At 29.7% G+C, this 25,194-nt stretch carries 22 protein-coding genes; 13 read left to right on the top strand and 9 right to left on the bottom strand.

The window, feature by feature from the left end:
- Positions 1–23: 23 nt before the first annotated feature.
- Complete coding sequence (gene mfd / locus MHN29_RS04605) at positions 24–3,356, bottom strand: transcription-repair coupling factor (RefSeq protein ID WP_235274497.1); 3,333 nt, start codon at positions 3,354–3,356, stop codon at positions 24–26.
- A 74-nt stretch (positions 3,357–3,430) separates the two neighbouring features.
- Positions 3,431–4,132, bottom strand: coding sequence for a class I SAM-dependent methyltransferase (locus tag MHN29_RS04600; RefSeq protein ID WP_235274498.1), 702 nt, complete (start codon positions 4,130–4,132; stop codon positions 3,431–3,433).
- A gap of 239 nt (positions 4,133–4,371) precedes the next feature.
- Here MHN29_RS04600 and MHN29_RS04595 point away from each other — a divergent pair, with 239 nt between their 5' ends.
- From MHN29_RS04595 to MHN29_RS04585, 3 genes are all read left to right on the top strand, one after another.
- On the top strand, positions 4,372–5,106 hold the full coding sequence (locus MHN29_RS04595; protein WP_235274499.1) for a DNA/RNA non-specific endonuclease: 735 nt from the start codon (positions 4,372–4,374) through the stop codon (positions 5,104–5,106).
- 417 nt (positions 5,107–5,523) lie between these two features.
- Entirely contained in the window at positions 5,524–5,958 is a 435-nt protein-coding gene (locus MHN29_RS04590) for a TerB family tellurite resistance protein (protein WP_235274500.1), read from the top strand.
- Between the two features lie 55 nt (positions 5,959–6,013).
- Positions 6,014–6,607, top strand: a complete 594-nt coding sequence (locus MHN29_RS04585) for an outer membrane beta-barrel protein (protein WP_235274501.1) — start codon at positions 6,014–6,016, stop codon at positions 6,605–6,607.
- 51 nt (positions 6,608–6,658) lie between these two features.
- Here MHN29_RS04585 and gltX read toward each other — a convergent pair whose 3' ends face one another.
- Together gltX and MHN29_RS04575 are read right to left on the bottom strand one after the other, a co-directional pair.
- Positions 6,659–8,176, bottom strand: coding sequence for a glutamate--tRNA ligase (gene gltX / locus MHN29_RS04580; protein WP_235274502.1), 1,518 nt, complete (start codon positions 8,174–8,176; stop codon positions 6,659–6,661).
- Between the two features lie 326 nt (positions 8,177–8,502).
- On the bottom strand, positions 8,503–9,327 hold the full coding sequence (locus MHN29_RS04575) for a hypothetical protein (RefSeq protein ID WP_235274503.1): 825 nt from the start codon (positions 9,325–9,327) through the stop codon (positions 8,503–8,505).
- A 122-nt stretch (positions 9,328–9,449) separates the two neighbouring features.
- On the opposite strand from MHN29_RS04575, the gene MHN29_RS04570 reads away from it, so the two are divergent.
- From MHN29_RS04570 to MHN29_RS04555, 4 genes are all read left to right on the top strand, one after another.
- Positions 9,450–12,752, top strand: a complete 3,303-nt coding sequence (locus tag MHN29_RS04570; RefSeq protein ID WP_235274504.1) for a DUF4175 family protein — start codon at positions 9,450–9,452, stop codon at positions 12,750–12,752.
- Between the two features lie 91 nt (positions 12,753–12,843).
- Complete coding sequence (gene ybeY, locus MHN29_RS04565) at positions 12,844–13,260, top strand: rRNA maturation RNase YbeY (protein ID WP_235274505.1); 417 nt, start codon at positions 12,844–12,846, stop codon at positions 13,258–13,260.
- Positions 13,261–13,288: 28 nt separating this feature from the next.
- Positions 13,289–15,166, top strand: a complete 1,878-nt coding sequence (gene mnmG, locus MHN29_RS04560; RefSeq protein WP_235274506.1) for a tRNA uridine-5-carboxymethylaminomethyl(34) synthesis enzyme MnmG — start codon at positions 13,289–13,291, stop codon at positions 15,164–15,166.
- Between the two features lie 110 nt (positions 15,167–15,276).
- Positions 15,277–16,134, top strand: coding sequence for a class I SAM-dependent methyltransferase (locus tag MHN29_RS04555; protein ID WP_235274507.1), 858 nt, complete (start codon positions 15,277–15,279; stop codon positions 16,132–16,134).
- Positions 16,135–16,276: 142 nt separating this feature from the next.
- Here the strand turns inward: MHN29_RS04555 and MHN29_RS04550 are convergent, their stop codons facing one another.
- Positions 16,277–16,675, bottom strand: a complete 399-nt coding sequence (locus tag MHN29_RS04550; RefSeq protein ID WP_235274508.1) for a DoxX family protein — start codon at positions 16,673–16,675, stop codon at positions 16,277–16,279.
- A gap of 127 nt (positions 16,676–16,802) precedes the next feature.
- Here MHN29_RS04550 and MHN29_RS04545 point away from each other — a divergent pair, with 127 nt between their 5' ends.
- Positions 16,803–17,720, top strand: a complete 918-nt coding sequence (locus MHN29_RS04545; RefSeq protein WP_150898060.1) for an SPFH domain-containing protein — start codon at positions 16,803–16,805, stop codon at positions 17,718–17,720.
- 3 nt (positions 17,721–17,723) lie between these two features.
- Positions 17,724–18,041: a heavy metal-binding domain-containing protein gene (locus MHN29_RS04540; RefSeq protein ID WP_150898059.1), complete on the top strand. Its 318-nt coding sequence runs from the start codon at positions 17,724–17,726 to the stop codon at positions 18,039–18,041.
- 51 nt (positions 18,042–18,092) lie between these two features.
- Here MHN29_RS04540 and MHN29_RS04535 read toward each other — a convergent pair whose 3' ends face one another.
- From MHN29_RS04535 to rnr, 3 genes are all read right to left on the bottom strand, one after another.
- Entirely contained in the window at positions 18,093–18,281 is a 189-nt protein-coding gene (locus tag MHN29_RS04535; RefSeq protein WP_150898058.1) for a twin-arginine translocase TatA/TatE family subunit, read from the bottom strand.
- A 34-nt stretch (positions 18,282–18,315) separates the two neighbouring features.
- On the bottom strand, positions 18,316–18,993 hold the full coding sequence (locus MHN29_RS04530; RefSeq protein WP_150898057.1) for a head GIN domain-containing protein: 678 nt from the start codon (positions 18,991–18,993) through the stop codon (positions 18,316–18,318).
- 91 nt (positions 18,994–19,084) lie between these two features.
- Positions 19,085–21,280, bottom strand: coding sequence for a ribonuclease R (rnr, locus tag MHN29_RS04525; RefSeq protein WP_235274509.1), 2,196 nt, complete (start codon positions 21,278–21,280; stop codon positions 19,085–19,087).
- 116 nt (positions 21,281–21,396) lie between these two features.
- Between rnr and MHN29_RS04520 the strand changes: the two genes are divergently transcribed.
- The 4 genes from MHN29_RS04520 to MHN29_RS04505 all read left to right on the top strand — a co-directional run bounded on the left by MHN29_RS04520 (position 21,397) and on the right by MHN29_RS04505 (position 24,621).
- On the top strand, positions 21,397–22,311 hold the full coding sequence (locus tag MHN29_RS04520) for a diacylglycerol kinase family protein (protein WP_235274510.1): 915 nt from the start codon (positions 21,397–21,399) through the stop codon (positions 22,309–22,311).
- Between the two features lie 900 nt (positions 22,312–23,211).
- Complete coding sequence (rpiB, locus tag MHN29_RS04515; protein WP_150898054.1) at positions 23,212–23,646, top strand: ribose 5-phosphate isomerase B; 435 nt, start codon at positions 23,212–23,214, stop codon at positions 23,644–23,646.
- Between the two features lie 25 nt (positions 23,647–23,671).
- Positions 23,672–24,109, top strand: coding sequence for a GNAT family N-acetyltransferase (locus MHN29_RS04510; RefSeq protein ID WP_150898053.1), 438 nt, complete (start codon positions 23,672–23,674; stop codon positions 24,107–24,109).
- Positions 24,110–24,120: 11 nt separating this feature from the next.
- Positions 24,121–24,621, top strand: coding sequence for a GNAT family N-acetyltransferase (locus tag MHN29_RS04505; RefSeq protein ID WP_235274511.1), 501 nt, complete (start codon positions 24,121–24,123; stop codon positions 24,619–24,621).
- On the opposite strand, the gene MHN29_RS04500 is transcribed toward MHN29_RS04505, so the two are convergent.
- Positions 24,618–25,193 (bottom strand): pseudouridine synthase, encoded by a 576-nt coding sequence (locus MHN29_RS04500; protein ID WP_235274512.1) that lies wholly within the window; start codon positions 25,191–25,193, stop codon positions 24,618–24,620. The two genes, MHN29_RS04505 and MHN29_RS04500, sit on opposite strands and share 4 nt — an antisense overlap.
- Position 25,194: the final 1 nt, after the last annotated feature.

Genomic DNA, 25,194 nt, shown 5'->3' with positions numbered 1-25,194 from the left:
ATAGCTTATTTTAATTATTTAATTTACACTCTTTTTAAGGTTTCTAAGGCTTTATGAACCGAATCTATTTTTATAAATGTAATAAGTAAACGCAAGCCATTTTTGGTTTGTTTTTCTTTCATTACACAGCTTTTAGAATTACGTTGTACATACTGTAACATCTTAGTAAATGCTTCTGTTTGGTAAAAAGCACTTTGCTGATCCGATACAAAGTATCCAATCATTCGTTTTTGTTTTAAGATTATCTTTTCAATCCCTAATTCTTTTGCTAACCACTTGATACGAACGCTGTCAAATAAATCTTGAACTTGTGTTGGATATTCTCCAAAACGATCGGTAATTTGACTTTCAAACTCTAGTAATTCTTCTTCTGTAGTTAAGGTAGATAACTTGTTATATAAACTTAAACGTTCTGTAACAGAATTCACATAATCGTCAGGGAAAAGAATCTCAAAATCGGTATCAATTTGCACTTCTTTTACGTATTCTTTTGGTGCATTTTCATCTACCGGATATAATTCTTTAAACTCGTTTTCTTTCAGCTCTTCTATAGCTTCTTGTAATATCTTCTGATAAGCATCAAAACCAATATCGTTAATAAATCCGCTTTGTTCACCTCCTAATAAGTCTCCAGCTCCACGAATTTCTAAATCTTTCATTGCTATATTCAGTCCGCTACCTAATTCAGAAAACAGCTCTAAGGCTTGTATACGCTTACGAGCATCGTCTGTCATCATATGATATGGCGGTGTTATAAAGTAACAAAAAGCTTTTTTGTTTGAACGTCCTACACGTCCACGCATTTGGTGAAGGTCAGACAGTCCAAAATTATTTGCATTGTTTATAAAAATGGTATTTGCATTAGGTACATCCAATCCACTTTCAATAATGGTAGTTGATACTAGTACATCAAACTCATTGTTCATAAAACCAAGCATCAATTCTTCTAGCTTTTTTCCTTCCATTTGACCGTGGCCTATACCAATTTTAGCACTAGGCACCAATCGTTGTAACAAACCAGCTACTTCCTTTATATTTTCTATTCTATTGTGGATAAAAAACACCTGTCCTCCACGTGAAACCTCGTAAGAAATTGCATCTCGAATGCTCTCTTCGCTAAAGCGAATTACATTGGTTTCTATTGGGTGACGGTTAGGTGGTGGGGTTTTTATTACCGATAAATCACGTGCAGCCATTAAACTAAACTGCAACGTTCTTGGAATTGGAGTTGCAGTTAAGGTTAGCGTATCAACGTTTTCTTTAATAGTTTTTAACTTGTCTTTTACGGCTACTCCAAACTTTTGTTCTTCATCAATAATTAACAGTCCTAAATCTTTAAATTTTATACTCTTGTTGGTTAATTGATGTGTTCCTATTACAATATCTACACTACCATCGGTAACTCCTTCTAAAACGCCTTTTCGCTGTTTTGCGGTTCTAAATCGGTTTAAATAGTCAATACTAACCGGAAAGTCTTTTAATCGCTCAGAGAAGGTTTTAAAGTGCTGAAACGCCAAAACTGTTGTTGGTACTAAAACAGCTACTTGTTTTCCGTTATCTACTGCCTTAAATGCTGCACGTACGGCTACTTCTGTTTTTCCAAAACCAACATCTCCACAAACCAAACGATCCATAGGTTGTTCTTTTTCCATATCGGCCTTTACATCTTGTGTAGATGTGTACTGATCTGGTGTATCTTCATACAAGAAACTTGCTTCTAGCTCATGCTGCATGTGAGTATCTGGCCCAAAAGCAAATCCTTTTTGTAACTTTCTCTTTGCATATAACTGAATTAGGTTAAATGCTATATGTTTTACTCTTGCCTTGGTTTTCTGTTTTACCTTTTTCCAAGCACCTGAGCCTAGTTTATATACCTTAGGTGGCTTACCATCCTTTCCGTTAAACTTCGAGATTTTATGCAACGAATGGATGCTTACATACAAAATATCGCGATCGCCATAAACTAATTTAATAGCTTCTTGCTTTTTTCCTTCTACGTCTATTTTTTGTAATCCTCCAAACTTTCCTATTCCGTGGTCTATGTGAGTTACATAGTCGCCAATATCTAATTTTGTTAGTTCTTTTAGGGTTATTGACTGCTTTTTAGCATATCCATTCTTTAAACGGAACTTGTAATAACGCTCAAATATTTGATGATCTGTATAACAAACTATTTTGTTTTCTAAATCAACAAACCCCTGATACAAAGGGAATACAATTGTTTCATATGAAACATCTTGTTCACCATCTTCAAAAATATCGTGGAACCTTTGTGCTTGTTTTTCATTAGCACAAAAAATATAATTGGTAAATCCTTTAGCCGAAAACTCGTTAAAATTCTGAATTAATAAATCGAATTTTTTATTGAATGAAGGTTGTGGGTGAGTATCAAAACTAACTTTTGTTAGTTTTTCATCTACTGTTGTTCCAATTTTTACGGTTGTAAACTCTTGTAATTGATTTTTTATGAGTTCTCCATTACAAAATAACTCTTTAGGCTCCGAATGTTTTATTTCTGTTGATAATTCGGCAAATGATAGCTCTGCTTTTCTATAAAACTTATCTAAATTTCCAGTAAGAATATCAACATTCTTGATAAAAATGGCTGTTTTTGAAGAGATGTACTTTAAAAAACTCTCTCTTTTTTCTTGTAATGCCTTGTTTTCTACATTTGGCATTATACTTACTTTCTTCAGCTTTTCTTTTGAAAGTTGAGTTTCTACATCAAAGGTTCGAATACTATCAACTTCGTCGCCAAAAAACTCTATACGATACGGTTCGTCATTGGAAAATGAAAACACATCAATAATTCCTCCACGTACCGAGAATTCTCCTGGTTCTGTAACAAAATCTACTCGATTGAAATTGTATTCAAACAGTACTTCGTTGACAAAATCTGGTGAAACATTTTCACTAACCGTAATTTTTAGTGTGTTTTTTTCTAGTTCTTTCTTAGTTACTACTTTTTCAAATAGAGCAGTTGGATAAGTAACTATAATGGCTGGTTTCTTTCGAGAATTAATTCGGTTTAACACCTCTGAACGCAGTAATACATTCGCATTATCCGTTTCTTCTATCTGATAGGGTCTTCGATAAGAACCTGGGTAAAATAGTACGTTTTTATCGCCTAATAATTGCTCTAAATCGTTTAAATAATAAGCGGCTTCTTCCTTATCGTTTAGTACTAACAAATAAGGCTTATCGGCTTTTTTAAATGATTCTGAAATAACAAAAGACAACGAAGAACCAACCAAATTCGTTATTTGAAAATGGTGTTGTTCTTGTTGAAGTGCACTAACAATCTGGTTTACATTATCCGATTGTTGGTAATAATTTACAATAGTTTGCTTACTCAACCTAAAAAATTTTGAGCTAAAATACGAGTATTATTTTTTTCTCTTTTTAATTTTAACACCTTATTACAAATAATTTAATTCGTTCTTTTTGTAGTTATCCATCCCATATAAATAGATGTTTGAAAAAAACGTAAAGGTGCTTCAAACCCAGCTTTTATAAGCAATTCGCTTAATCGTTCTTCCGAAACTGCTTTTAACTTATTTTCTATACGATACAAGCGATTGTTTATCCCTTCTTCCGTAATTGTTTTTGGTAATAGCTGTCTTAATATTTCTAAGTTTTCTTTGAGTTGTTTTTTAGTTCCTGTAATGTCTAATAACACCAATGGAGCGTTGTTTTCTAACCTCTCTGCTATACTTTTTAATAAGTTTAGCTTCGTACCATCGTCATCCATAAAATGCAATACCAATAGTAGGGTAGCTGCTCCAAATTTTTGCGATGGATTTAAATCACTTACCAATCCTTCGATTAAAGTTACATTTTTATATTCTTGCAGCTTTTTTCTGGCTTGTGCTATCATTTCTGGTGACGGATCTACTCCTAAAATTTCCCATTGCTTAGAATTCTCTATAAAATAGGCTATTTCGTTACCTGTTCCACAACCTGCTACTAGTAATTTTTTGTTGGTTGTTTGACTTAAAATCTGTGGTAATTTGCTTAAAAAATAGTGGTAGTTTGGTATCCAAGCTTCAACAAATTCATTATAATTAGTTGCTCTTTTATCTTCAAATATTTCTATGTTCTCCATTGTTAAAAACCTTTTCTTTTCTGTCATTAAACTTAGTTATTTAATAGGAGAGGAGCAAAGTAGTTCTTCCAATTTTACATGTAGAAAAACGTTTAAAATATAGAAATTTGTTTGTTTTTAAATTTACTACACGTGGAACATTTCATTTTGTAAATACAATTTTTCTTCAGCCATATATTTTATAAACCTCTTAAAATTAACGTTTTACAAATATTTAATTAACTTATTTTCAGTAATTTAACAACTAAATTTTATAAAAAAGAAAAATGAATAATCCATTTCAAATCCAACCTGAACTTCGTTATGGTGCTCCTGTATGCGATGAAATTTTAGTAGGTCGTTATTTTACTATTGGTTACTCTTGGTATTTCAGACAAGCCAAATGGACACTAGAAATTATTAACAGAAATAAGTATTTGCTAACCAAAGCCGATCGTATGAATAATTTTCGTGCTGATACTAGAATTCCTAAACGTTTTCGTGCTGGTTTAGGGGCTTATAAAAATAGTGGTTACGACCGTGGACACCTTGTAGCCAGTGCAAATAGTGATATTCTGGAAATTCAAAATAGTGAAACCTTTTTACTATCGAATATGTCTCCTCAAAAACCATATTTTAATCGTAGAATTTGGAGAAAATTAGAAGAAGCTATCAGAAAACTCAACGATAAACCTGAAATTTTAGAAACATATGTGCTTACAGCTCCTGTTTTCTATTTTGATCAAAAAATTAAAACTATTGGCGATTCTTCTAACGAATATGGTATCGATGTTCCTATTCCTCATGCTTTTGTTAAAAGTGTTTTAGCTGAAGACGATAAAGGTCGTTTGTCTTTATGGACTTTTGAAATGGAGAATAGACAACTGAGTGGTGAATTAGAAGATTATTTAATTGTTACCTATGACGCCGAACAAAAAGTTGGTGGAAGATTTTGGGATCGTATCGATGGAGGTGATCTTCATCAACAAAAAAAATTTCCAAATCCTATTTGGGATCATTAATTGAAATGTTCCACATGAAAAAATTTCATGTGAAACATTGTTTAGGATTTATTTTTTTAAAATAGAATTTTCTTATATAATTTTTAATTTGATCATAAAATTTTATTTAATTTTTCAAAAAACACTCAAAAGTGAATTTTTGAGTCAAAAAAATGTAAAAACTTAATTTTAGGTGGTTTTTAGAGTATTTTAAATAAATAACAACAATTCTATAAGGCCATTTTTAAAATACGCTTAAAAAAAACTTGAGAAAGCCGTTTTAATTACTAAAATTTATATTTAAAAACAACAACATAAAAAAAATCAATTCTTGTTTTTTTGACAAATTTCTTAAATTTAATAGAAAAGTTACTCGTGACTTTTTTTGAATCCCTGCTTCTAAATATTAAAAACTTATTAATCTTAAAAAATTTAGATATGGCTATTTCAGATTTATATTCAAGCGGAAAACACAAACAAGAAAAAGGTCATTTTGCTAGTGTTGTAAAAATTGCAAAGACTGATGGAATTATTTCAGAAGGGGAGCAGAAACTTTTAGATAGAGCTGCTAAAAAATTACACATTAATAAAAGTGAGTATGATGAAATTTTAAAGAGTCCTGAAAAATTTCCTGTCAATCCTCCTGTAAGCTACGATGAGCGAATTGAACGTTTATATCGATTAACTAAAATGATTTTTGCCGATGAACACGTAGACAAAGATCAGGTAATTTTAATGCAAAAAATAGCTATTGCTTTACATTTTCCAACAGATAATGTTGAAAAAGTATGCGATGAAGCTTTGCACTTAGTATTGAACGATAATGACTTGGATGATTTTACTAACGCTATAAAAAAAGTAAACGCTATTTAAACAGATTTATACTAAATTCGCGCTAACCAAGTTATTATAATAAATCTACTATTTAATGAAGAATAAAATTTTACTTATAGCCGTACTTTGTTGTTCTATTAATTTGTTTTCCCAAAATTTGAACGATACCTGGCAAATTGGTATTGGTATGGGAGTTACTAAATTTAGTTCAAGTGATGCTGCTTTTATTGGCGATCAGTATTTATTTCAAGTACCTGTTATTAGCCTAACAATGCCTATTGGTGAGCGTTTTTCTTTAGACGGAGCGATGTCATTTAATACAATTGATGATATTGGATTAATTGAAAATTCTGCAAAGTATTTTTCGTTAGATGCTTCTTTACGCTATAATTTAAATCCACTTTTTGAGAATTTTAGCCCTTATGTTTTCGCTGGAGGTAGTGTAGTTGATTCTGATAGAAAAATGACACCAACGTTTAATATTGGTGCGGGTGGTATTTATTGGTTAACCGATACTATAGGGATAAATCCTCAAGTATATTACAAGCATTCATTAGAGAGCTACGAAAGTATGCGCTCTCATATTCAAGGGGCATTAAGTGTTGTATTTAGGTTAAATTGGAATAATATGTCTGGTGGTAATTCACCAAATAAATCAAATGCTTCATGCTACTACAATCAGTTTTAGATACAAAACTAAACACATAAAAAAATCCGGTTTTAAACCGGATTTTTTTATTTATGATAACTTCTCTATTGCATTTTTTATACGTTCTAAGGTAGTTTCTTTTCCTATCATTGTCATGATTTCAAACAAATCTGGTCCTGCTAACTTACCAACTAGACTCAAACGAAGTGGTTGCATTACTTTACCAAATCCTATTTCTTTTGAAGTAATCCATCCTTTAATTTCAGTTTGTGAGTTTTCTATAGAAAAATCATCAATGTTAGAAATAACTTCTGTTAATTCAGTCATTAAAGCTCCTGTTGTTTCTTTCCATTGTTTTTTTGCTGCTTTTGCATCATATTCTGTAGGATTTTCAAAGAAGAAACTTGATAAATCCCAAAAATCAGCTACAAAAATGGCTCTTTCTTTTATTAAAGAAACTACTTTCTCTGTATAATCTACATCACTATTGATTCCCTTTTCTTCAAGAATTGGCAAGTATAAATCAGTTAATTCTTTATCTGTTTTAAGCTGTAAATACTGCTGATTAAACCATTTTGTTTTGTCTGGACTAAACTTTGCTCCAGATTTACTAACTCTTGCTAAATCGAATGTTTTTACTAATTCTTCTAAAGAGAAAATTTCTTGCTCTGTACCAGGGTTCCATCCCAAGAAAGCAAGCATATTAATAAATGCATCGTTAAAATATCCATCTTCTTTATATCCTCTAGAAACATCTCCTGATTCTTCGTTGGTATATTCCAATGGGAATACTGGGAAACCTAATTTATCTCCATCACGTTTGCTTAATTTTCCTTTTCCTACTGGCTTTAAAATTAATGGTAAGTGTGCAAATTTTGGTGCATCCCAACCAAAAGCTTTATATAATAACATGTGAAGTGGGAGAGAAGGTAACCATTCTTCACCACGAATTACATGTGATATTTCCATTAAATGATCATCAACAATGTTTGCTAAATGATACGTTGGCATTCCATCTGACTTAAATAATACTTTATCATCTAAAGTATTTGTGTCGATTTTAATAGTCCCACGTATTTCATCTTGCATGATTAATGTTTCGTCTTGTGGTGTTTTAAAACGAACTACATATTTATCACCAGCAGCTATTTTAGTAGCTACTTCTTCTTCTGAAAGTGCTAAAGAGTTTTGTAATTTCTCACGATTATGCCAATTGTAGATAAATGTTTTACCATTTTCTTCATGGTTTTTACGGTGTGCATCTAACTCTTCAGCTGTATCAAATGCATAATATGCCCATCCTTTTTCAATTAATAAATCGGCATATTGCTTATATAATTCTTTTCGTTCTGACTGACGGTATGGTCCGAATTTTTCATTTTTCCCTGGTCCTTCATCAAATGGTATGTTACACCATTCTAAAGAATCTATGATGTATTGTTCTGCATTTGCTACATAACGAGTTTGATCTGTATCTTCAATACGTAAAACAAAAGTTCCGTTATATTTTTTTGCAAATAAATAATTGAATAATGCGGTTCTAACACCACCCATGTGTAATGGTCCTGTTGGACTAGGAGCAAAGCGTACTCTTACGTTATCAGTCATTGTTTTTAATTTGAAAGCGCAAAGATAGTTTTAATATAATCATAAAAAAAGCGAGCCTAAGCTCGCTTTGTATTATTTGAATTGGCAGAAACCATTTAAACAAAAAGAATCCCATGGTGGGCAATCTTTGTATGTAAAGCATCTAATGTTTCTCCATCCTCCGTTCACTAATTTTTGTTCCTTTTTACTTAAAGCAACACCTAGTTTTGAAATATTTTTTAACATGATTAAAGTTTAAGTTTGGTTAGTTGATAACGCAAACTACTTTAATTTTATGTTTCATCGTTTTTTTTTGCCATAAAAAAAGTAAGGGTTTTCCTTACTTTTTAAAATTTATGATATAATCCGAAAGTTAACGCTGCTTTTTTAGGTACATTTCTTCCAGCAAATGCTCCTCCAAAACCAAAATTAACTCCTGTTTTTTCGCTAACTTCTCCTATTAGTTTTAATCCAAATGCTGCAAAACTTTGATCATTTACGTATAATCCAGTAGCAACATTTTGAAGTGGTAAAGCAACATCTCCGTTTTTGAGAGAAGCTACACCATCTAAAAATCCAGCAACCCATAACCAATCTATAGCTTTATATCCTATCTCACCACCTAACTTATATGTACTACTATAATCGTTAGTTCTAATATCAAATCCTGTTGAAGCTTGAATATACCATCTATCAAATCCTCTACCTGCAATAAATAATGGTGTAACTGTCCAAGCATCGTAACCAGTTCTTAAACCAGAAGCAATTGAAAAACTACTTGTATTAGCTTCAACTGTTAATTGCCCAGTTAATAACCATTTTTTGTTATAGAAGTTATGCTTAACTCCAATTTGAATGTTTCCTAATGATGTTTTTGATTCTTCTGTAGTAAATGAAACTGGTTGTACTAAAGCACCAGATTTAACCATTTTTAAAGGTACAGAAGCTATTAAAGTTGTTTTATCTGAAAGACCATACTCTCCATATAATTGTAAAGTATTATCATTTATTTTACGATTAGTGCTGTAATCTGGGTTACCATACAATGCATCATAATTAGAAATTGTAGTAAAAGATAATTGTACATATCCCTCGTTTTTCTTTTTCGTCCATGGACTTTGAGCTATAAGATTTACTGAAAAGAATAAAAGTAAAATAGATAGTTTTTTCATGTTTAACGTATTTAATTTTTTAAAAAATAATTATTTCAAGGCTTTAGTAGCTATTAATGATATTTTCTTACACATATCTTTAACAATAATTTACTTTTAAAAATAGTACTTTTATAGTTGATATGGAGAAATTTAATATAATAGAACAGAAGTTACTACAATTTAGTAAAAAATACTACACGAATGAATTAATAAGAGGAAGCATATTATTTGTTTCTTTAGGGTTAATATATCTTTTCTTTACCCTATTCATTGAATACTTTTTATGGCTTAAACCTAATGCAAGAACCATTTTATTTTGGCTATTTATTGTTGTAGAACTATTTCTATTTTTCCGTTTTATTTGCTTTCCTATTTTTAAAATTACTGGTTTACAAAAAGGAATTTCTTTTGAAGATGCTTCAAAAATTATCGGAAATCATTTTCCTGAAGTTAAAGACAAACTTTTAAACGTACTTCAATTAAAAGAAAATAGCGATAATTCTGATTTATTATTAGCTAGTATAGAACAAAAATCAAGTGTATTACAACCTATTTCTTTTAATAAAGCTATAGACTTTAAAAAGAATAAAAAGTATTTAAAGTACGCTTTAATTCCTCTTTTAATTTGGGGTTTTACTTTTTTAACTGGAACTACAAGTAAACTTTCACAGAGTTTTAATCGTATGGTAAATCATTCTGTTGCTTATACACCTCCAGCTCCTTTTTATTTTAATTTAACTTCTAAAGATTTAAATGTAATTAAAGGAAAAGACATTACTGTATATATTCAAACAACAGGGGAGGTGATTCCTCAAGAAGCTAAAATCCATTTCAACAATCAACAATACTATTTAGAGAATGAGGGTAACGGTCTTTTTTCTTACACATTTGTAGAAGTTCAAGAGGCAATTAATTTTTATACAAGCGCAAACGGTATTGAATCGAATACATTTAATTTATCTGTTATTAATACTCCATCTATTCAAAACATCTCTTTAAACTTAAAATATCCAGCTTATACTAAAAAGAAAAATGAGACGATTGAAAACACGGGAAACATAAATGTTCCACAAGGAACAATTGTTCAATGGAAGGTAAAAACAACTGAAACCGATACAGTTAGTTTACTACTAAATCAAAAACGTTTTAATTTTTCTAAAGAGAATTCTGATCTTTTTCAATTGAATAAACAATTGAAAGAATCAATCAATTATCAGATAACAACTACTAATAAAAATTTAAAAGATTACGAACAATTACAGTTTTCTATTGATGTTACTAAAGATGAATTTCCAACTATAAATGTGAATTCAAACATAGATAGTATTAGTAGAGGTAATGCTCAATTTGTAGGACAGATTTCAGACGACTACGGCTTTAAAAAATTAGAGTTGGTGTATTATGATAAAAACAATATTAGCGATTCTAAAAACACTTTAATAAACATAAACAAGAATAATATTCAGACTTTCTTTTTTGAGTTTCCAAACAAATTAGACTTAAAAGAAGGAGTTAATTATGAAATGTATTTTCAGGTTTTTGACAATGATATTATTAACGGAAGCAAAAAAGCTGTTAGTAGAAAGTTTTCATATAGACAGAAAACATCTAATGAAATTGAAAACGAATTATTACAAGAACAACGTAATTATATTCAGAATTTAGAGAACTCATTAAGCAAGCAAGAAAAGAGTAAAAAAGAATTAGAGAAGATTCAATTCGATCTGCAAAACAAAAAGAATATTAACTGGAACGATCAGAAAAAAATTAAAAATTTAATTAAGCGTCAAGACCAGTATAAAGAAATGATGCAACGTCAAGCTCAAAAATTACAAGAGAATTTCTCTGAGAAAAAAGAAAAAAACGAAACACTTCAAGAGAAAAAAGAAGACTTAAAAAAGAGAATAGAAGAGCTAAAGAAATTAGAAAAACAACAAAAGCTATTAGATGAATTAAAGAAGCTTGCAGAGAAGCTTAACAAGGAAGAGCTAATTAAAAAAACAAAAGAATTAGCAGAACAAAATAAGCAACAAGAAAAAAGTTTAGAGCGTATTTTGGAAATGACCAAACGTTATTATGTTGAACAAAAGATGCAAAAAGTTGCTGACGATATAAACGATTTAGCAAAAAAACAAGAAGAGCTTAATAAGAAAGAAGCAACAAAAGAAGAACAAAACAAAATCAATAAGGAGTTTCAAAAGATTAAAAAAGATCTTGATGAATTAAAAAAAGATAACAACAAATTAAAAGCTCCTATGAAACTTCCATCTTTAGAAAAACCTTCTGAAGAAATACAAAAAGAATTAAACAACGCAGATAAAAAATTAGATAACGGTAAACAACAAGAAGCAAAAGAAAACCAAAAAAAGGCAGCTAAAAAGATGAAGCAAATGAGTCAAAAAATGCAAGACTCAATGCAGCAAATGAGCGCCGATATGGAACAAGAAAACATGGAAGGTTTACGTCAAGTATTAGAGAATTTAATTACATTTTCTTTTGACCAAGAAAGACTAATGAATATCTTTTCAAGTACAAATTCTTCTCATCCAAACTTTGGTAAAAACTTACAAAAACAACATCTGCTTAAAACTTATTTTGAACACATAGATGATAGTTTATTTGTATTATCAATGAAATCTCCAAAGATATCTTCTAAGGTTCAAGATCAACTTGCATTAGCTCATTATAACTTAGATCAATCATTAGAAAACTTTGCAGATAATAAATTTAGAAATGGTATATCAAATCAACGCTATGTAATGACTTCTGCAAACACATTAGCAGACATGTTAAGTAATGCTTTAGACGCTATGCAAAATCCATTACCTGGTAGTGGAAAAGGAAAGGGGAAAGGCAAATCTTTTAGCTTACCAGACATTATTCAAAAACAAAATGAATTAATGGAAAAGATGAAGAATGGTATGAAAAAGAAAAATCAAGGAAAACCTAAAGATGGAAAAGATGGAAAGAAGGGTGGAGACAAAGGCAAAAAAGAAGGTAAAAAAGGAGAACAAGGCGAAGGCTTAGATGGTGAATTATATCAAATATATAAAGAACAATCTCAACTAAGACAACAATTAGAAAACGCTATTAAAGAAGGTAACGATTCAAATGGAAAAGCTAAGCAAGCTTTAAAAGAAATGGAGCAGTTAGAAAATGAAATTTTAGAAAAAGGTTTTACACAACAAAGCATTAATAGAATGCAACGATTAAACTATGAATTACTAAAATTAGACAAAGCTACATTTGAACAAAATCGTGATAAGAAACGAAAATCAAACACCAACTTACAAGAATTTAACAATAGTTCTACTAAAGAATTAAAATTCAAAAAGCCGTTTTATAACCAAACAGAGATATTAAACAGACAATCACTACCTTTGCGCCAAAATTATAAAAAGAAGGTTCAAGAGTATTTTAGCCTTCCTAAAAACGAAAAGTAATAGAGTCAATTTAGTATTTAAAACAATACTTTTTATTTATTAAATTGATTTATTACTTAATTAATAAATTAATTATCCTGATAAATAAAGAATGATTGACTTTAATTACGAAACCAATTTTCAGTTAGAAAGCGAAGAAAAAACTTCTAAATGGATTCAGAGCTGCATAGAAGAAGAAGGCTTTGAATTAGGCGAAGTAAACTATATATTTTGTGACGATTCTTACTTACACAAAATAAACGTTGAGTTTTTACAACACGATACTTTTACTGATATAATTAGTTTCGACTACACACTTGGTAAATTAGTTGGTGGAGATATTTTTATCTCAATAGAACGCGTAAAAGAAAACGCTGACTTATTTAAAACTTCTTTCGAAAACGAATTACACCGAGTAATTATTCACGGTATTTTACACTACATGAAATACAAGGATAAAACAGAAGAAGAGAAAGAAATTATGCGAAATAAAGAAAACGACTGTTTAAAGAAATTAGAAAATAATTAAAACCGTTCCACGTGGAACTGAATATAAAATGAGTTTATTTAATACAACATACGATGTAATTGTAGTAGGAGGAGGACATGCTGGAAGTGAAGCTGCAGCCGCAAGCGCAAACATGGGTGCACACACACTTCTAATAACAATGAACTTGCAAAACATAGCTCAAATGAGTTGTAACCCTGCTATGGGTGGAATTGCTAAAGGACAAATAGTTCGTGAGATTGATGCTTTAGGAGGTTATAGTGCTATCGTAACCGATAAGACAGCTATACAATTTAAAATGCTAAATAAATCAAAAGGACCTGCTATGTGGAGTCCAAGAGCTCAATCTGATAGAATGGAATTTGCAGAGTATTGGAGAACCATGCTTGAGCAAACTGATAATTTAGATTTCTATCAAGATTCTGTAAACGGTTTAATCTTTGAAGAAGATAAAATTGTAGGAGTAAAAACCGTATTAGGATTACACATAAAAGCTAAAACAGTTATTGTTACAGCAGGAACTTTTTTAAACGGTTTAATTCATATAGGAGATAAAACATTTGGAGGAGGAAGAGCAGGAGAAGGTTCTTCTACAGGAATAACAGAAGATTTAGTTTCTAAAGGGTTTGAATCAGGTAGAATGAAAACTGGAACACCTCCAAGAGTTGATGGACGATCTTTAGATTACTCTAAAATGACGGAGCAACCAGGAGATGATAATCCTGAAAAATTCTCTTACTTACCAGTTACAAAAACATTAACTAAACAACGTTCTTGTTATTTAACTTACACGAATCCTAAAGTACACGATTTACTTAGAGAAGGTTTTGATCGATCTCCAATGTTTAACGGAAGAATTAAATCTACAGGACCTCGTTATTGTCCATCAGTAGAAGATAAAATTAATCGTTTTGCAGAAAAAGAGCGTCACCAAATATTCGTTGAACCAGAAGGATGGAACACAGTTGAAATATATGTAAATGGTTTTTCAACTTCTTTACCTGAAGATATTCAAGATAAAGCTATACGATCTATTGAAGGTTTTGAGAATGTAAAATTCTTACGTTATGGTTACGCTATAGAATACGATTACTTTCCACCAACACAATTAAAACACAACTTAGAAACTAAGTTAATTGAGAACTTATTTTTTGCTGGACAAATAAACGGAACAACAGGATACGAAGAAGCAGCTGCGCAAGGATTAATGGCTGGAGTAAATGCTGCTCTTAAAATTCAAAACAAAGAACCATTTATTTTAAAAAGGAGCGAAGCTTATATTGGAGTTTTGATTGACGATTTAATTACTAAAGGAACAGAAGAGCCTTATCGTATGTTTACTTCAAGAGCAGAATACAGAACTCTTTTAAGACAAGATAATGCTGATTTACGTTTAACAGAAAAATCATTTCAATTAGGTTTAGCTTCTCAAGAGAGAATGGATAGAGTAGAAGAGAAGAGAAGAAAAACTAAAGATGTTATTAATTTCTTAGAAAACTTAAGTGTAAAGAAAGAAGAAATAAATCCAATTTTAGAAAGCAAAGGTTTAACTTTAATCAACCAATCAATGAAGCTTTTTAAAATTGCTGCAAGACCTCAATTAAGTATTAACGATTTTAAATCTATTGCAAAGCTTGAGAATTATTTTACAGAAAACAATATCGATTCTGAAATTATAGAGCAAGTAGAAATACATTTGAAATATTCTGGATATATAGAGAAAGAAAAAAATAATGCTGACAAATTAAACAGATTAGAAAATGTTCCAATACCTTCTAGTTTTGATTACAGCAAAGTAAAATCTTTATCATTTGAAGCAAGAGAAAAATTATCTAAAATACAACCTACATCAATTTCTCAAGCTAGTAGAATAAGTGGAGTATCTCCAAGCGATATATCAGTTCTATTAGTTTATATGGGTAGATAAAATATAACTAAAAATAAAACGTTCCATGTGGAACGTTTTTTCTTTTTACGTAATATTGCAAATAATTAAACTTACGTTCCACATGGAACAATATCAAAAAAATATAAAACTTGAATAATAAAAAAGAGTTGTATAAAGATTTAAAACCTTTTTTAAATTGTATTGATTACACAGTTTCAAAAGAAAGTTACGAGGTAATGCTTAATGAAGAATATGACATGTTAGTAACCTCTCCTGTTCCATCAAATTTAGAAACATACTATTTAAGCGAAGAGTACATTTCACATACCGATAGCAAAAAAGGATTTATAGATAAAATATATCAGTTAGTAAAAAACTACACACTTAAGAAAAAATTAAAATTAATTAATTCATTCAATACTGAATCAAAAACAATTTTAGATATTGGAGCAGGTACTGGAGATTTTTTAAAAGTATGTAAAGAAAATAATTGGGAGATAAAAGGAGTAGAACCTTCTGATAAAGCTCGTAAAATTGCAGAGGAAAAATCAATAAGATTACATGAAGAAATCACAGAAATAAAAAATACTAGTTTTGATGTAATTACTTTATGGCATGTTTTAGAACATATTCCAAATTTAGTGGAATACACGAATCAATTAAAAAAATTATTAAAACCTAATGGTGTATTAATAATAGCTGTTCCTAATTACAAAAGTTACGATGCTGATTATTATAAAGAATTTTGGGCAGCTTATGATGTTCCAAGACATCTGTGGCATTTTTCTAAAAACTCTATTCAAAAAATATTTTCTAATATAAACATGAATGTTGAAAAAATACTTCCTATGAAGTTTGATTCTTTTTATGTTTCATTATTATCAGAAAAATACAAAAACAAAAAAAGTAAAGCTGTTAAAGCATTTTTTGTTGGTTTAAAATCTAATTTGAAAGCAAAAAAGAACGGAGAGTATTCTTCTTTGATGTATATTATAAAAAACAAGTAAAAAACTATTTTAAACACTATTTAAGAATAGTAAATATAAATAACAATAAAATACCTTAGCCAAAAATAAAAACCTCTTAAAACGTAAATTTTAAGAGGTTTTTTAATAAGATATTTTTATTATTAAAATAAAATAATAAATTTTAACTATTTAAAATATAAACACCAAAAATTGCAATTATAAAGTAAACTGCTAAAGTCATCGCACCTGCATAATCTTTTGCTAAACGTTGACCTATTAATAAAAATATTAAAGACAGTGCTGCTAATTCAATTCCTAATAAAGCTAAATCTTTTGCTCCTGTTGTCGCTAAATTAAAAATACCAACAAGCATAAAAGCACCTGCTAAAATTTCCATCACTAAAATTATAGCTAATAAAAGTGGAACTGAATTTTTTAAAGGTGAATTTTTAAAATGATCTTTAATGAAAGATACATTACCTTTCCAATCATTTACTTTATCAATTCCAGATTGTAAAAAAGTTACAGTTAAAAAAAGTAATATTAAAATTTCTGTGGCGTGAGTTTGTATTAGATTCATATAATTGATTTTTAGCAAATATAATTCATCTCTCTATGTAGTTGTAACATTTTCTAAAAAATGCGTCTTATAACATATATAAGCTATATATTTAAAGAAAAATTACTAACTATTAAAAATTAAAATCATGCCTATTTTCATGTATCCGGTTATATTCTTCGGAATTATAATCTTTCTTTCTTCTTTCTTTATTATAAAACAGCAAACCGCTGGTATTATAGAAAGATTCGGTAAGTTTCACAGTATCAGACACTCAGGTTTACATTTAAAGATTCCTTTAGTTGATAGGATTGCTGGAAAATTGAGTTTAAAAATTCAACAATTAGATGTTATTGTAGAAACAAAAACTTTAGATGATGTATTCGTAAAGTTAAAAGTATCTGTTCAATATAAAGTTATTAGAGATAAGGTGTATGAAGCATTCTATAAGCTAGATTATCCTCACGATCAGATAACTTCTTATGTTTTTGATGTAGTGCGTGCAGAAGTTCCTAAAATGCGCTTAGATGACGTGTTTGTAAAGAAAGATGATATTGCAATTGCTGTAAAAGCTGAATTAAATGATGCAATGATGGAATATGGTTACGACATTATCAAAACTTTAGTAACTGATATTGATCCAGATGCTCAAGTAAAAGAAGCTATGAACCGTATTAATGCTGCTGAACGTGAAAAAGTAGCTGCACAATACGAAGGAGATGCGCAACGTATTTTAATTGTAGAAAAAGCAAAAGCTGAAGCTGAAAGTAAGCGTTTACAAGGACAAGGTATTGCAGATCAGAGACGTGAAATTGCACGTGGTTTAGAAGAGTCTGTAGAAGTTTTAAATAAAGTTGGTATCAACAGTCAAGAAGCATCAGCTTTAATTGTTGTAACGCAACATTATGATACTTTACAGTCTATTGGTGGGGAAACTAACAGTAACTTAATATTATTACCTAATTCACCACAAGCAGGAAGTCAAATGTTAAATGATATGGTAGCTAGTTTTACAGCTAGTAATCAAATTGGTGAAGCCATGAAAAAAAATAAAAAATCAGAATAAAATATGATTATATCAACAACACATACTATTGAAAATAAGCCAGCTAAAGAATATTTAGGAATTGTTACTGGTGAAACAATTATTGGAGCTAATATTTTAAAAGACTTCTTTGCAGGAATTAGAGATATAGTTGGTGGACGTTCTGGTTCGTATGAAAAAGTTTTACGTGAAGCAAAAGACACATCATTAAGAGAAATGCAAGAACGTGCTCAAGCTCTTGGAGCTAATGCTATAGTTGGTGTAGATTTAGACTATGAAACTGTAGGACCCAATGGTGGAATGCTAATGGTAACCGCCTCTGGAACAGCCATAAAGGTATAAATAAAAAGCCGATACTTAATTGTATCGGCTTTTTTTATATATAGAAAATAATTATTTCTTTTCTTCTATTTTCTCTTCTCCTTCAGTTTTAGTAGCATCTTTAAACTCTTTAATACCAGTACCTAAACCTTTCATTAGTTCTGGAATCTTCTTTCCTCCAAACATTAATAATACTAGTGCTACTACAATGGCTATTTGCCAAGGCCCGATCATTCCTAAAAATATAGTCTGTGAAATCATTTTATATTAAATTTTACAGTACAAAGATACAAAATTAACTTCTCTGTTCTATAACACCACCAATTACTTTTTTATCTTTAAATACTTCAGGTGTTCCTTTATAAAAAATTGATCCTCCAAAAGATACTTTAGCATCTAATGTTTCTCCTGATTGTACTTCTACTTTAGAACCAGAACCTGCTCTTACCATGGTCATATCAGTTACTTCTAATTTATATCCGTGATACATTCCACCTAAGTCAGCATCAACAGTTTGGTTTTTAGATGTACCTGAAAGCCTTATAACAGCCCCTGAAGAGCTTTTTACCTTTAAATGCTTAACCTTAACCACCATGTTAATAAAAGCTCCTTCTTGAGCCTTTATTTCAACTTGTGATTGTTCTATGCCATTACTAGTAATTATTGCTCCTTCATTTGCATCAATTGTTTTTAATGTTGATGCATAATAAAGTGTAGCTTTTACTTTACCATCTGCCGTTGTTTCAGGAAATCTTAATGATATTTTTAGTGTATTTCCTGATGTTTTAATTTTTACTTTTTCAGCTTTTTCGCCAGTGATAACTATTTTTGATTCATCACTTTTAACAAGCTTAACATCAATACCATTATACACTTTTACGGTAGTGAAATCTCCTAATTTTTTATCAATCGTTGTTTGTGCTGATGCTAAAACGGTCATCAAAAACAAACTCAAAAATGCTAATTTTTTCATTTTAATCGTCATTAGTTAGTTAGTATAACCAAGAATTATACCATTACTATAAAGACAAATATTAAATTTTATTGTTACAAAGTATATAAAATTAATGTGAAATTAAATCAAAATCTAAGTGCTTGCGCTCTAAATCTGTCTTTTTAACTTTTACAACAACATTGTCTCCAAGTTGAATCAAATTTTTAGTTGACTGACCTACAATAGCATACTGCTGTTCATCATAGATATAATAATCGTCTTTAATATCTCTAATACGAACCATTCCTTCACATTTATTTGAAGAAATTTCTACATAAATTCCCCATTCAGTAACTCCAGAAACAACACCTTCAAATTCTTGGTCTTTATGATCCTGCATATACTTAACTTGCATATACTTAATAGAATCTCTCTCAGCTTTAGAAGCTAATTCTTCCATTTTTGAAGAATGTTTACATCTTTCTTCATAAATTTCTGCTTTTGGTGATTTTCCGTCATCTAAATAATGCTGTAATAAACGATGTGTCATTACGTCAGGATACCTACGTATTGGTGAAGTAAAGTGGCTATAGTAATCAAAAGCTAAACCGTAATGTCCAATATTTTGAGTAGTATATTCAGCCTTACTCATTGATCTAATGGCTAAAGTTTCAACCATATTGGCTTCACCTTTTCCATGAACATCAGCTAGTAACTGGTTTAAAGACTGGGAAGTAGTTTCTTTACTTTCGGTATTAATCTTATACCCAAACTTACCAATAATGTTTTGTAATGAAGCTAATTTTTCAATATTAGGCTCATCATGCACACGATATACAAAAGTATTTTTAGTTGCTTTTCCTTTAGAAAATCCTATAAACTCAGCTACCTTTTTGTTTGCTAACAACATAAACTCTTCAATAAGTTTATTAGCATCTTTAGATTCTTTAAAGAAAACTCCAGTTGGATTTGCTTCTTTATCTAAATTGAATTTTACTTCAACTCTATCAAATGAAATTGCTCCAGATTTCATACGTTTTTTACGCATTTTCTTAGCAAGTTCATCTAATTTTAAAGTAGCTTCAACTATAGCATCATCAACAATATATTCTTCTCCTGTAAGTGATACATCAGCTGGAACAATATTATTTTTATTTTCAATAATTGCCTGTGCTTCTTCATAAGCAAAACGTTTATCGGAATAAGTTACTGTTCTTCCAAACCATTTGTTAATAATTTGAGCTTTATCGTTCATTTCAAAAACTGCTGAAAATGTCAATTTTTCTTCGTTAGGCCTTAACGAACAAGCACCATTACTTAACATTTCAGGTAACATAGGAACCACTCTATCAACTAAATAAACAGATGTTGCTCTGTCATAAGCTTCATCGTCTAAAATGGTTTTTGGTTGTACATAATGTGAAACATCTGCAATATGAATTCCTATTTCATAATTACCATTTTCTAATTTTGTAAATGATAGTGCATCATCAAAATCCTTAGCATCTTTAGGATCTATAGTGAATGTAAGATCACTTCGCATATCACGTCTTTTAGCAATCTCATCTTCTGTTATTTCTAGAGAAAGCTTTTTAGCATCTTCTTCAACTTCTTTTGGAAATTCATATGGTAAACCATATTCTAATAGAATTGAATGAATTTCTGTATTATGATCTCCTGGTTTACCTAAAACCTCTGTTATTTTACCAAATGGGTTTTTAGAATTTTCAGGCCAATCTGTTATTTTAGCAACAACTTTATCGCCATCTTGTGCATTGTTTAATTTGTTTTGCGATATAAAAATATCAGCATACATCTTAGTACTATCAGGTACTACAAAACCGAAGTTTTTATTCATTTGTAAAACTCCAACAAACTCTGTTTTAGCTCTATCTATAATTTCAACAACATCTGCTTCTAATTTATTACTTCTTCTTTTTTTATAAACATATACTCTTACAGTATCATCATGTAAAGCTTTTCCTAAGTTAACTGAAGGAACAAATATGTCGTTTTCAAAATCATCAGAAATAAAATAAGCATTGCCGTTAGAAGTAACATCCAGTGTACCAATATGATACTTTCTATCTTCATTGATTTGATATTTACCTCTATCAATTTCCTTTATTTTTTGACTGGCTGTTAGTTCTGCTAATTTTTTTAAAATTTGAGTTTTTCCATCAGTATCGGAAATTCCCATTTTGCTAGCAATTTGTTTATAATTATAAAATTTAGAGCTGTCTTCGTTAAGAATTCTAAAAATGTTTCGGGTAAGATCTTTTATAATTTTCCCTTTTTTCTTGTAGATTTTTTTCTTTCTAGTCATTAATCTTTCGTCTTAAATAAATTTTCCACCAAAGTACGAATAAAATTAGACCTTGTTAATTAAATAAGAGTTATCAATTCTATTTTGTACTTTGTCGCTCCTTAATTTATTCTTTTATGCAAAAATCTTGGTTTGTAATTGTTAATCCTATTGCAGGAAATGGTAATTTTAATCAACTATGGAATGAAATTCAAAAACAATTAAATTATTATCAAATCACTTATCAACATGCTAAAACAACACATTCTAAACATGAATTAGAATTAGTAGAAAACGCTATAAATCAGGATTTTAAGAATATAATTTCAGTAGGTGGTGATGGTACCTTACATCATGTTGTTAATGGTATAATGAAACAGAAAATTACTGATCCTAAAGAAATCACAGTAGCTGTAATACCTTTAGGTACTGGAAATGATTGGATTAAAACCTATGGAATTTCAAAAAATATAAAAGAAGCAATAGGTTTAATAAAAGCTGAGAATAAGATATATCAAGATATTGGTTGTATAGAGTTAAATAATGAGCTCTCATACTTTAACAACGTAGCAGGAATAGGTTATGACGGTTATGTTGTTAATAAGTTGAATAAATTAAAACGTTTTGGTGCTATAGCATACTTATTAAGCGGAATTGCTGGTTTATTATTTTATAAAAAGACAACTTTTGCTATAGAAGTTAACAATAAGCTTGTTGAAACTAAGTGTTTAATGACTTTATTTGGTATTTGTAAGTACTCTGCAGGAGGGATGCAACTAACTGATTATAAGGATTCTACAAACGGTTTATTTGATATAACTATAGCTAAAAACTTGAATTTAAGTGACTTAATATTAAATATTCAGAAGTTATATAATGGTCTGATAGTCAATCATACTAAGGTAGAAACACATTTATCAAACACTTTGTTAATAACTCCAAAATCAAAAAAGGACAAACCATTTATCCAAGCAGACGGAGAATTAATAGGGCAGGGAGCCATAAAAGTAACACTCATTCATAAGGCTTTGCAATTCATTGTACCTAAATAAGTTAAATAAATCTTAAGAAAAATGTAACATTTCTTAAAATTTAACGTCTTTATAATAGAAAGTCGTTAATAATGAAAAATTTAAGAAAAATTATCGCTTTATTTTTATTCATCTTTATTACAGGAATCATCGTTACTGTAATAAGCATCAACTCAACGTTGAATAAAAAGACTCCTACTGAATTAGTCAAGGCTAAGGACAGTGTATACCTTATAAAAAAATCACAGAAAACAGCTTAAGAGCTTTTTCTCGCCCAATTGTTCTCACTTATAAACAAAACTAGAGTTATAACTAACCGTATAACTCTTTTTTTATTCCCAAAAGAAACATAACTTCATCTAAAATTAGTTTCATCACAAACTTTCAAAAAGAGTTGTTATTAACATATACTATATATTAATAAAAGATATTTTAAAATTTAAAAAAAGAAATGATTGTTATTATAGTATGTTAATATGTGGAATAAATTTCTGTTTTAATATTTGGAGTTATCACTTATTAAATAAAATAAACAGGTTATTAAGATTATAATTTCTTAGAAATCAATTATAATTTAGAGTTATTAACAAAACTTATAAACAGTAGTTCACTAAAAATTATGAATAGTTAATTTTAATTTCAGTGTAAATAAAGCGTTAATTTTATGTTGATAAATGTTAGTTAAAAACTCAAAAAAAAAGTTGCATAATTAAAGTTGGTTCTTGTATTGTAAAAAAAATGTAAATAATCAAATATTTTTTTGAAAATATACTACCAGTTCTTAACAATTACTTAATATGGTTTAACTCCTTGTTTTTAAAGAGGTTATTAAGAATGCTAAAAAAAGCATTGTTAATTACTGTTGATAACCGTGAATAACTGTATTTTTGTAGTTCACAACTAAATTAAAATCAACAAATTATGACAATTGCCATAGGAAATGACCATGCAGGTACTGAATATAAGTTTGAAATCATTAAACTTTTAGAAGAATTAGGACACAAGGTTATTAATTTTGGAACGAATACAAATGATAGTATGGATTATCCTGATGCTATTCACCCCACAGCAGAGGCTGTAGAGGCAGAACAAGCAGAAATGGGAATTATACTTTGTGGAAGTGGAAACGGCGCTCAAATGACTGCAAACAAGCACCAAGGAGTAAGAGCAGCTCTATGTTGGAATAATGAATTGGTTGAATTAACACGTCAGCATAACAATGCAAATATTTTAACAATTCCAGCTCGTTTTGTTTCTTTACAACAGGCTTTAGGTTTTGTTAAGATTTTTCTATCTACTGAGTTTGAAGGTGGACGTCATGCGAACAGAGTAAACAAAATACCTACTAATTGTTAATTAGTATAGCATAAGAGATATTTAAGTGAATTTTCAAGTTAAAAAATTTCAAGACTTAACAACTTCAGAACTGTATGCGATTCTTCAATTACGTTCTGAAGTTTTTGTTGTTGAGCAAAACTGTGTATATCAGGACATTGACGGAAAAGATCAAAAAGCATTACATGTTATTGGTATCAAAGATGGTACTATTATAGCTTATGCACGTTTGTTTAATAGTGGCGAATATTTTGATACACCAAGCTTTGGTAGAGTTATTATAAAGGAAACAGAACGAAAATATGGCTATGGTCATGATTTAATTAAAGCTTCTGTTCAAGCAATTGTTGATAACTATAACGAAACTAAAATTACCATTTCTGCACAAAGTTATCTTCAAAAATTTTATGAATCTCATGGCTTTGAAAAAGAAGGAGTTGAGTATTTAGAAGATGGTATTCCGCATATAAAAATGATTAAATAAAACATTGTTACATGTTTATTGAATTTTGTCAAATAGAAATTAACAATAAGGATGTTGTTTTATCTTTATTCAAAGAAGCTGCTATAAAAATTGCCAAAATGAATATAGATCATTGGCAATACTGGAAAAATCCCCCTTTAGAAAAAATTAAATGGGTTGAGGAAGGTATTGAAAATAAAGAGTTTTATTTTATTAAAAATACTGATAATGAGACCATAGGAATGGTAAGGATTTTAGAGGAAGATCTATTGTATTGGGGAAAACAAGAAGATAAATCGTTGTATATCCATTCGTTAGTGGTAAGAGAGCAATTCAATAAAAAAGGAGTTGGAAAAATTATTTTAAATAAAGTAGAAAATTTAGCTCAACAAAAACAATATAAATATTTAAGACTGGATGCAGTTTCAACAAATACAAAACTTTGTAAATATTATGAGAAACAAGGTTTTAATAAGGTTGGAACAAAAGAATTAAAAGATACTGTTAATAACCTTTATCAAAGAGAGGTTTAATTAATTAGTTTTTCAACTTCAATAACTTCTCCAGATTCCATTTTACCTAATTCAATATCACCTACACGAACTCTAACTAAACGAAGTGTAGGAAAACCAACTGCAGAAGTCATTTTTCGAACTTGCCTAAACTTACCTTCTGTTAAAGTAACAGAAATCCATGAAGTTGGACCATGACGATCATCTCGTATTTTTTTTGAACGTTCAGGAAATTCAGGAGTATCTATCATACTAACTTTGCAAGGTTTAGTCATGTATTTTTTTCCGTCAAAACCAATTTGAACACCGTTTTCTAATTGCTCAATTTCGGTAGTTGTTATTTGTCCGTTAACTTGTACATAATATTCCTTTTCAACTTTTCCTCTAGTAGTAATAAAATCACTTACTTTTCCATCAGTTGTTAACAATAATAAACCCTCCGATTTTACATCGAGTCTACCAACTGCCATGGTCTTTTCAGGGAAATCAAAAAGTTCCCCCAATAATTTATGTTTACCACCTTTCTTTTGATTTGTAATAAACTGAGATAGAAAACCATAAGGTTTATAAATAATAAAATGACAGTGTTTCATA

It is taken from the genome of Tenacibaculum sp. Cn5-46, assembly GCF_022347705.1.
GTDB lineage: Bacteria > Bacteroidota > Bacteroidia > Flavobacteriales > Flavobacteriaceae > Polaribacter > Polaribacter aiptasiae.
This window is presented reverse-complemented; position numbering and strand designations above follow the sequence as displayed.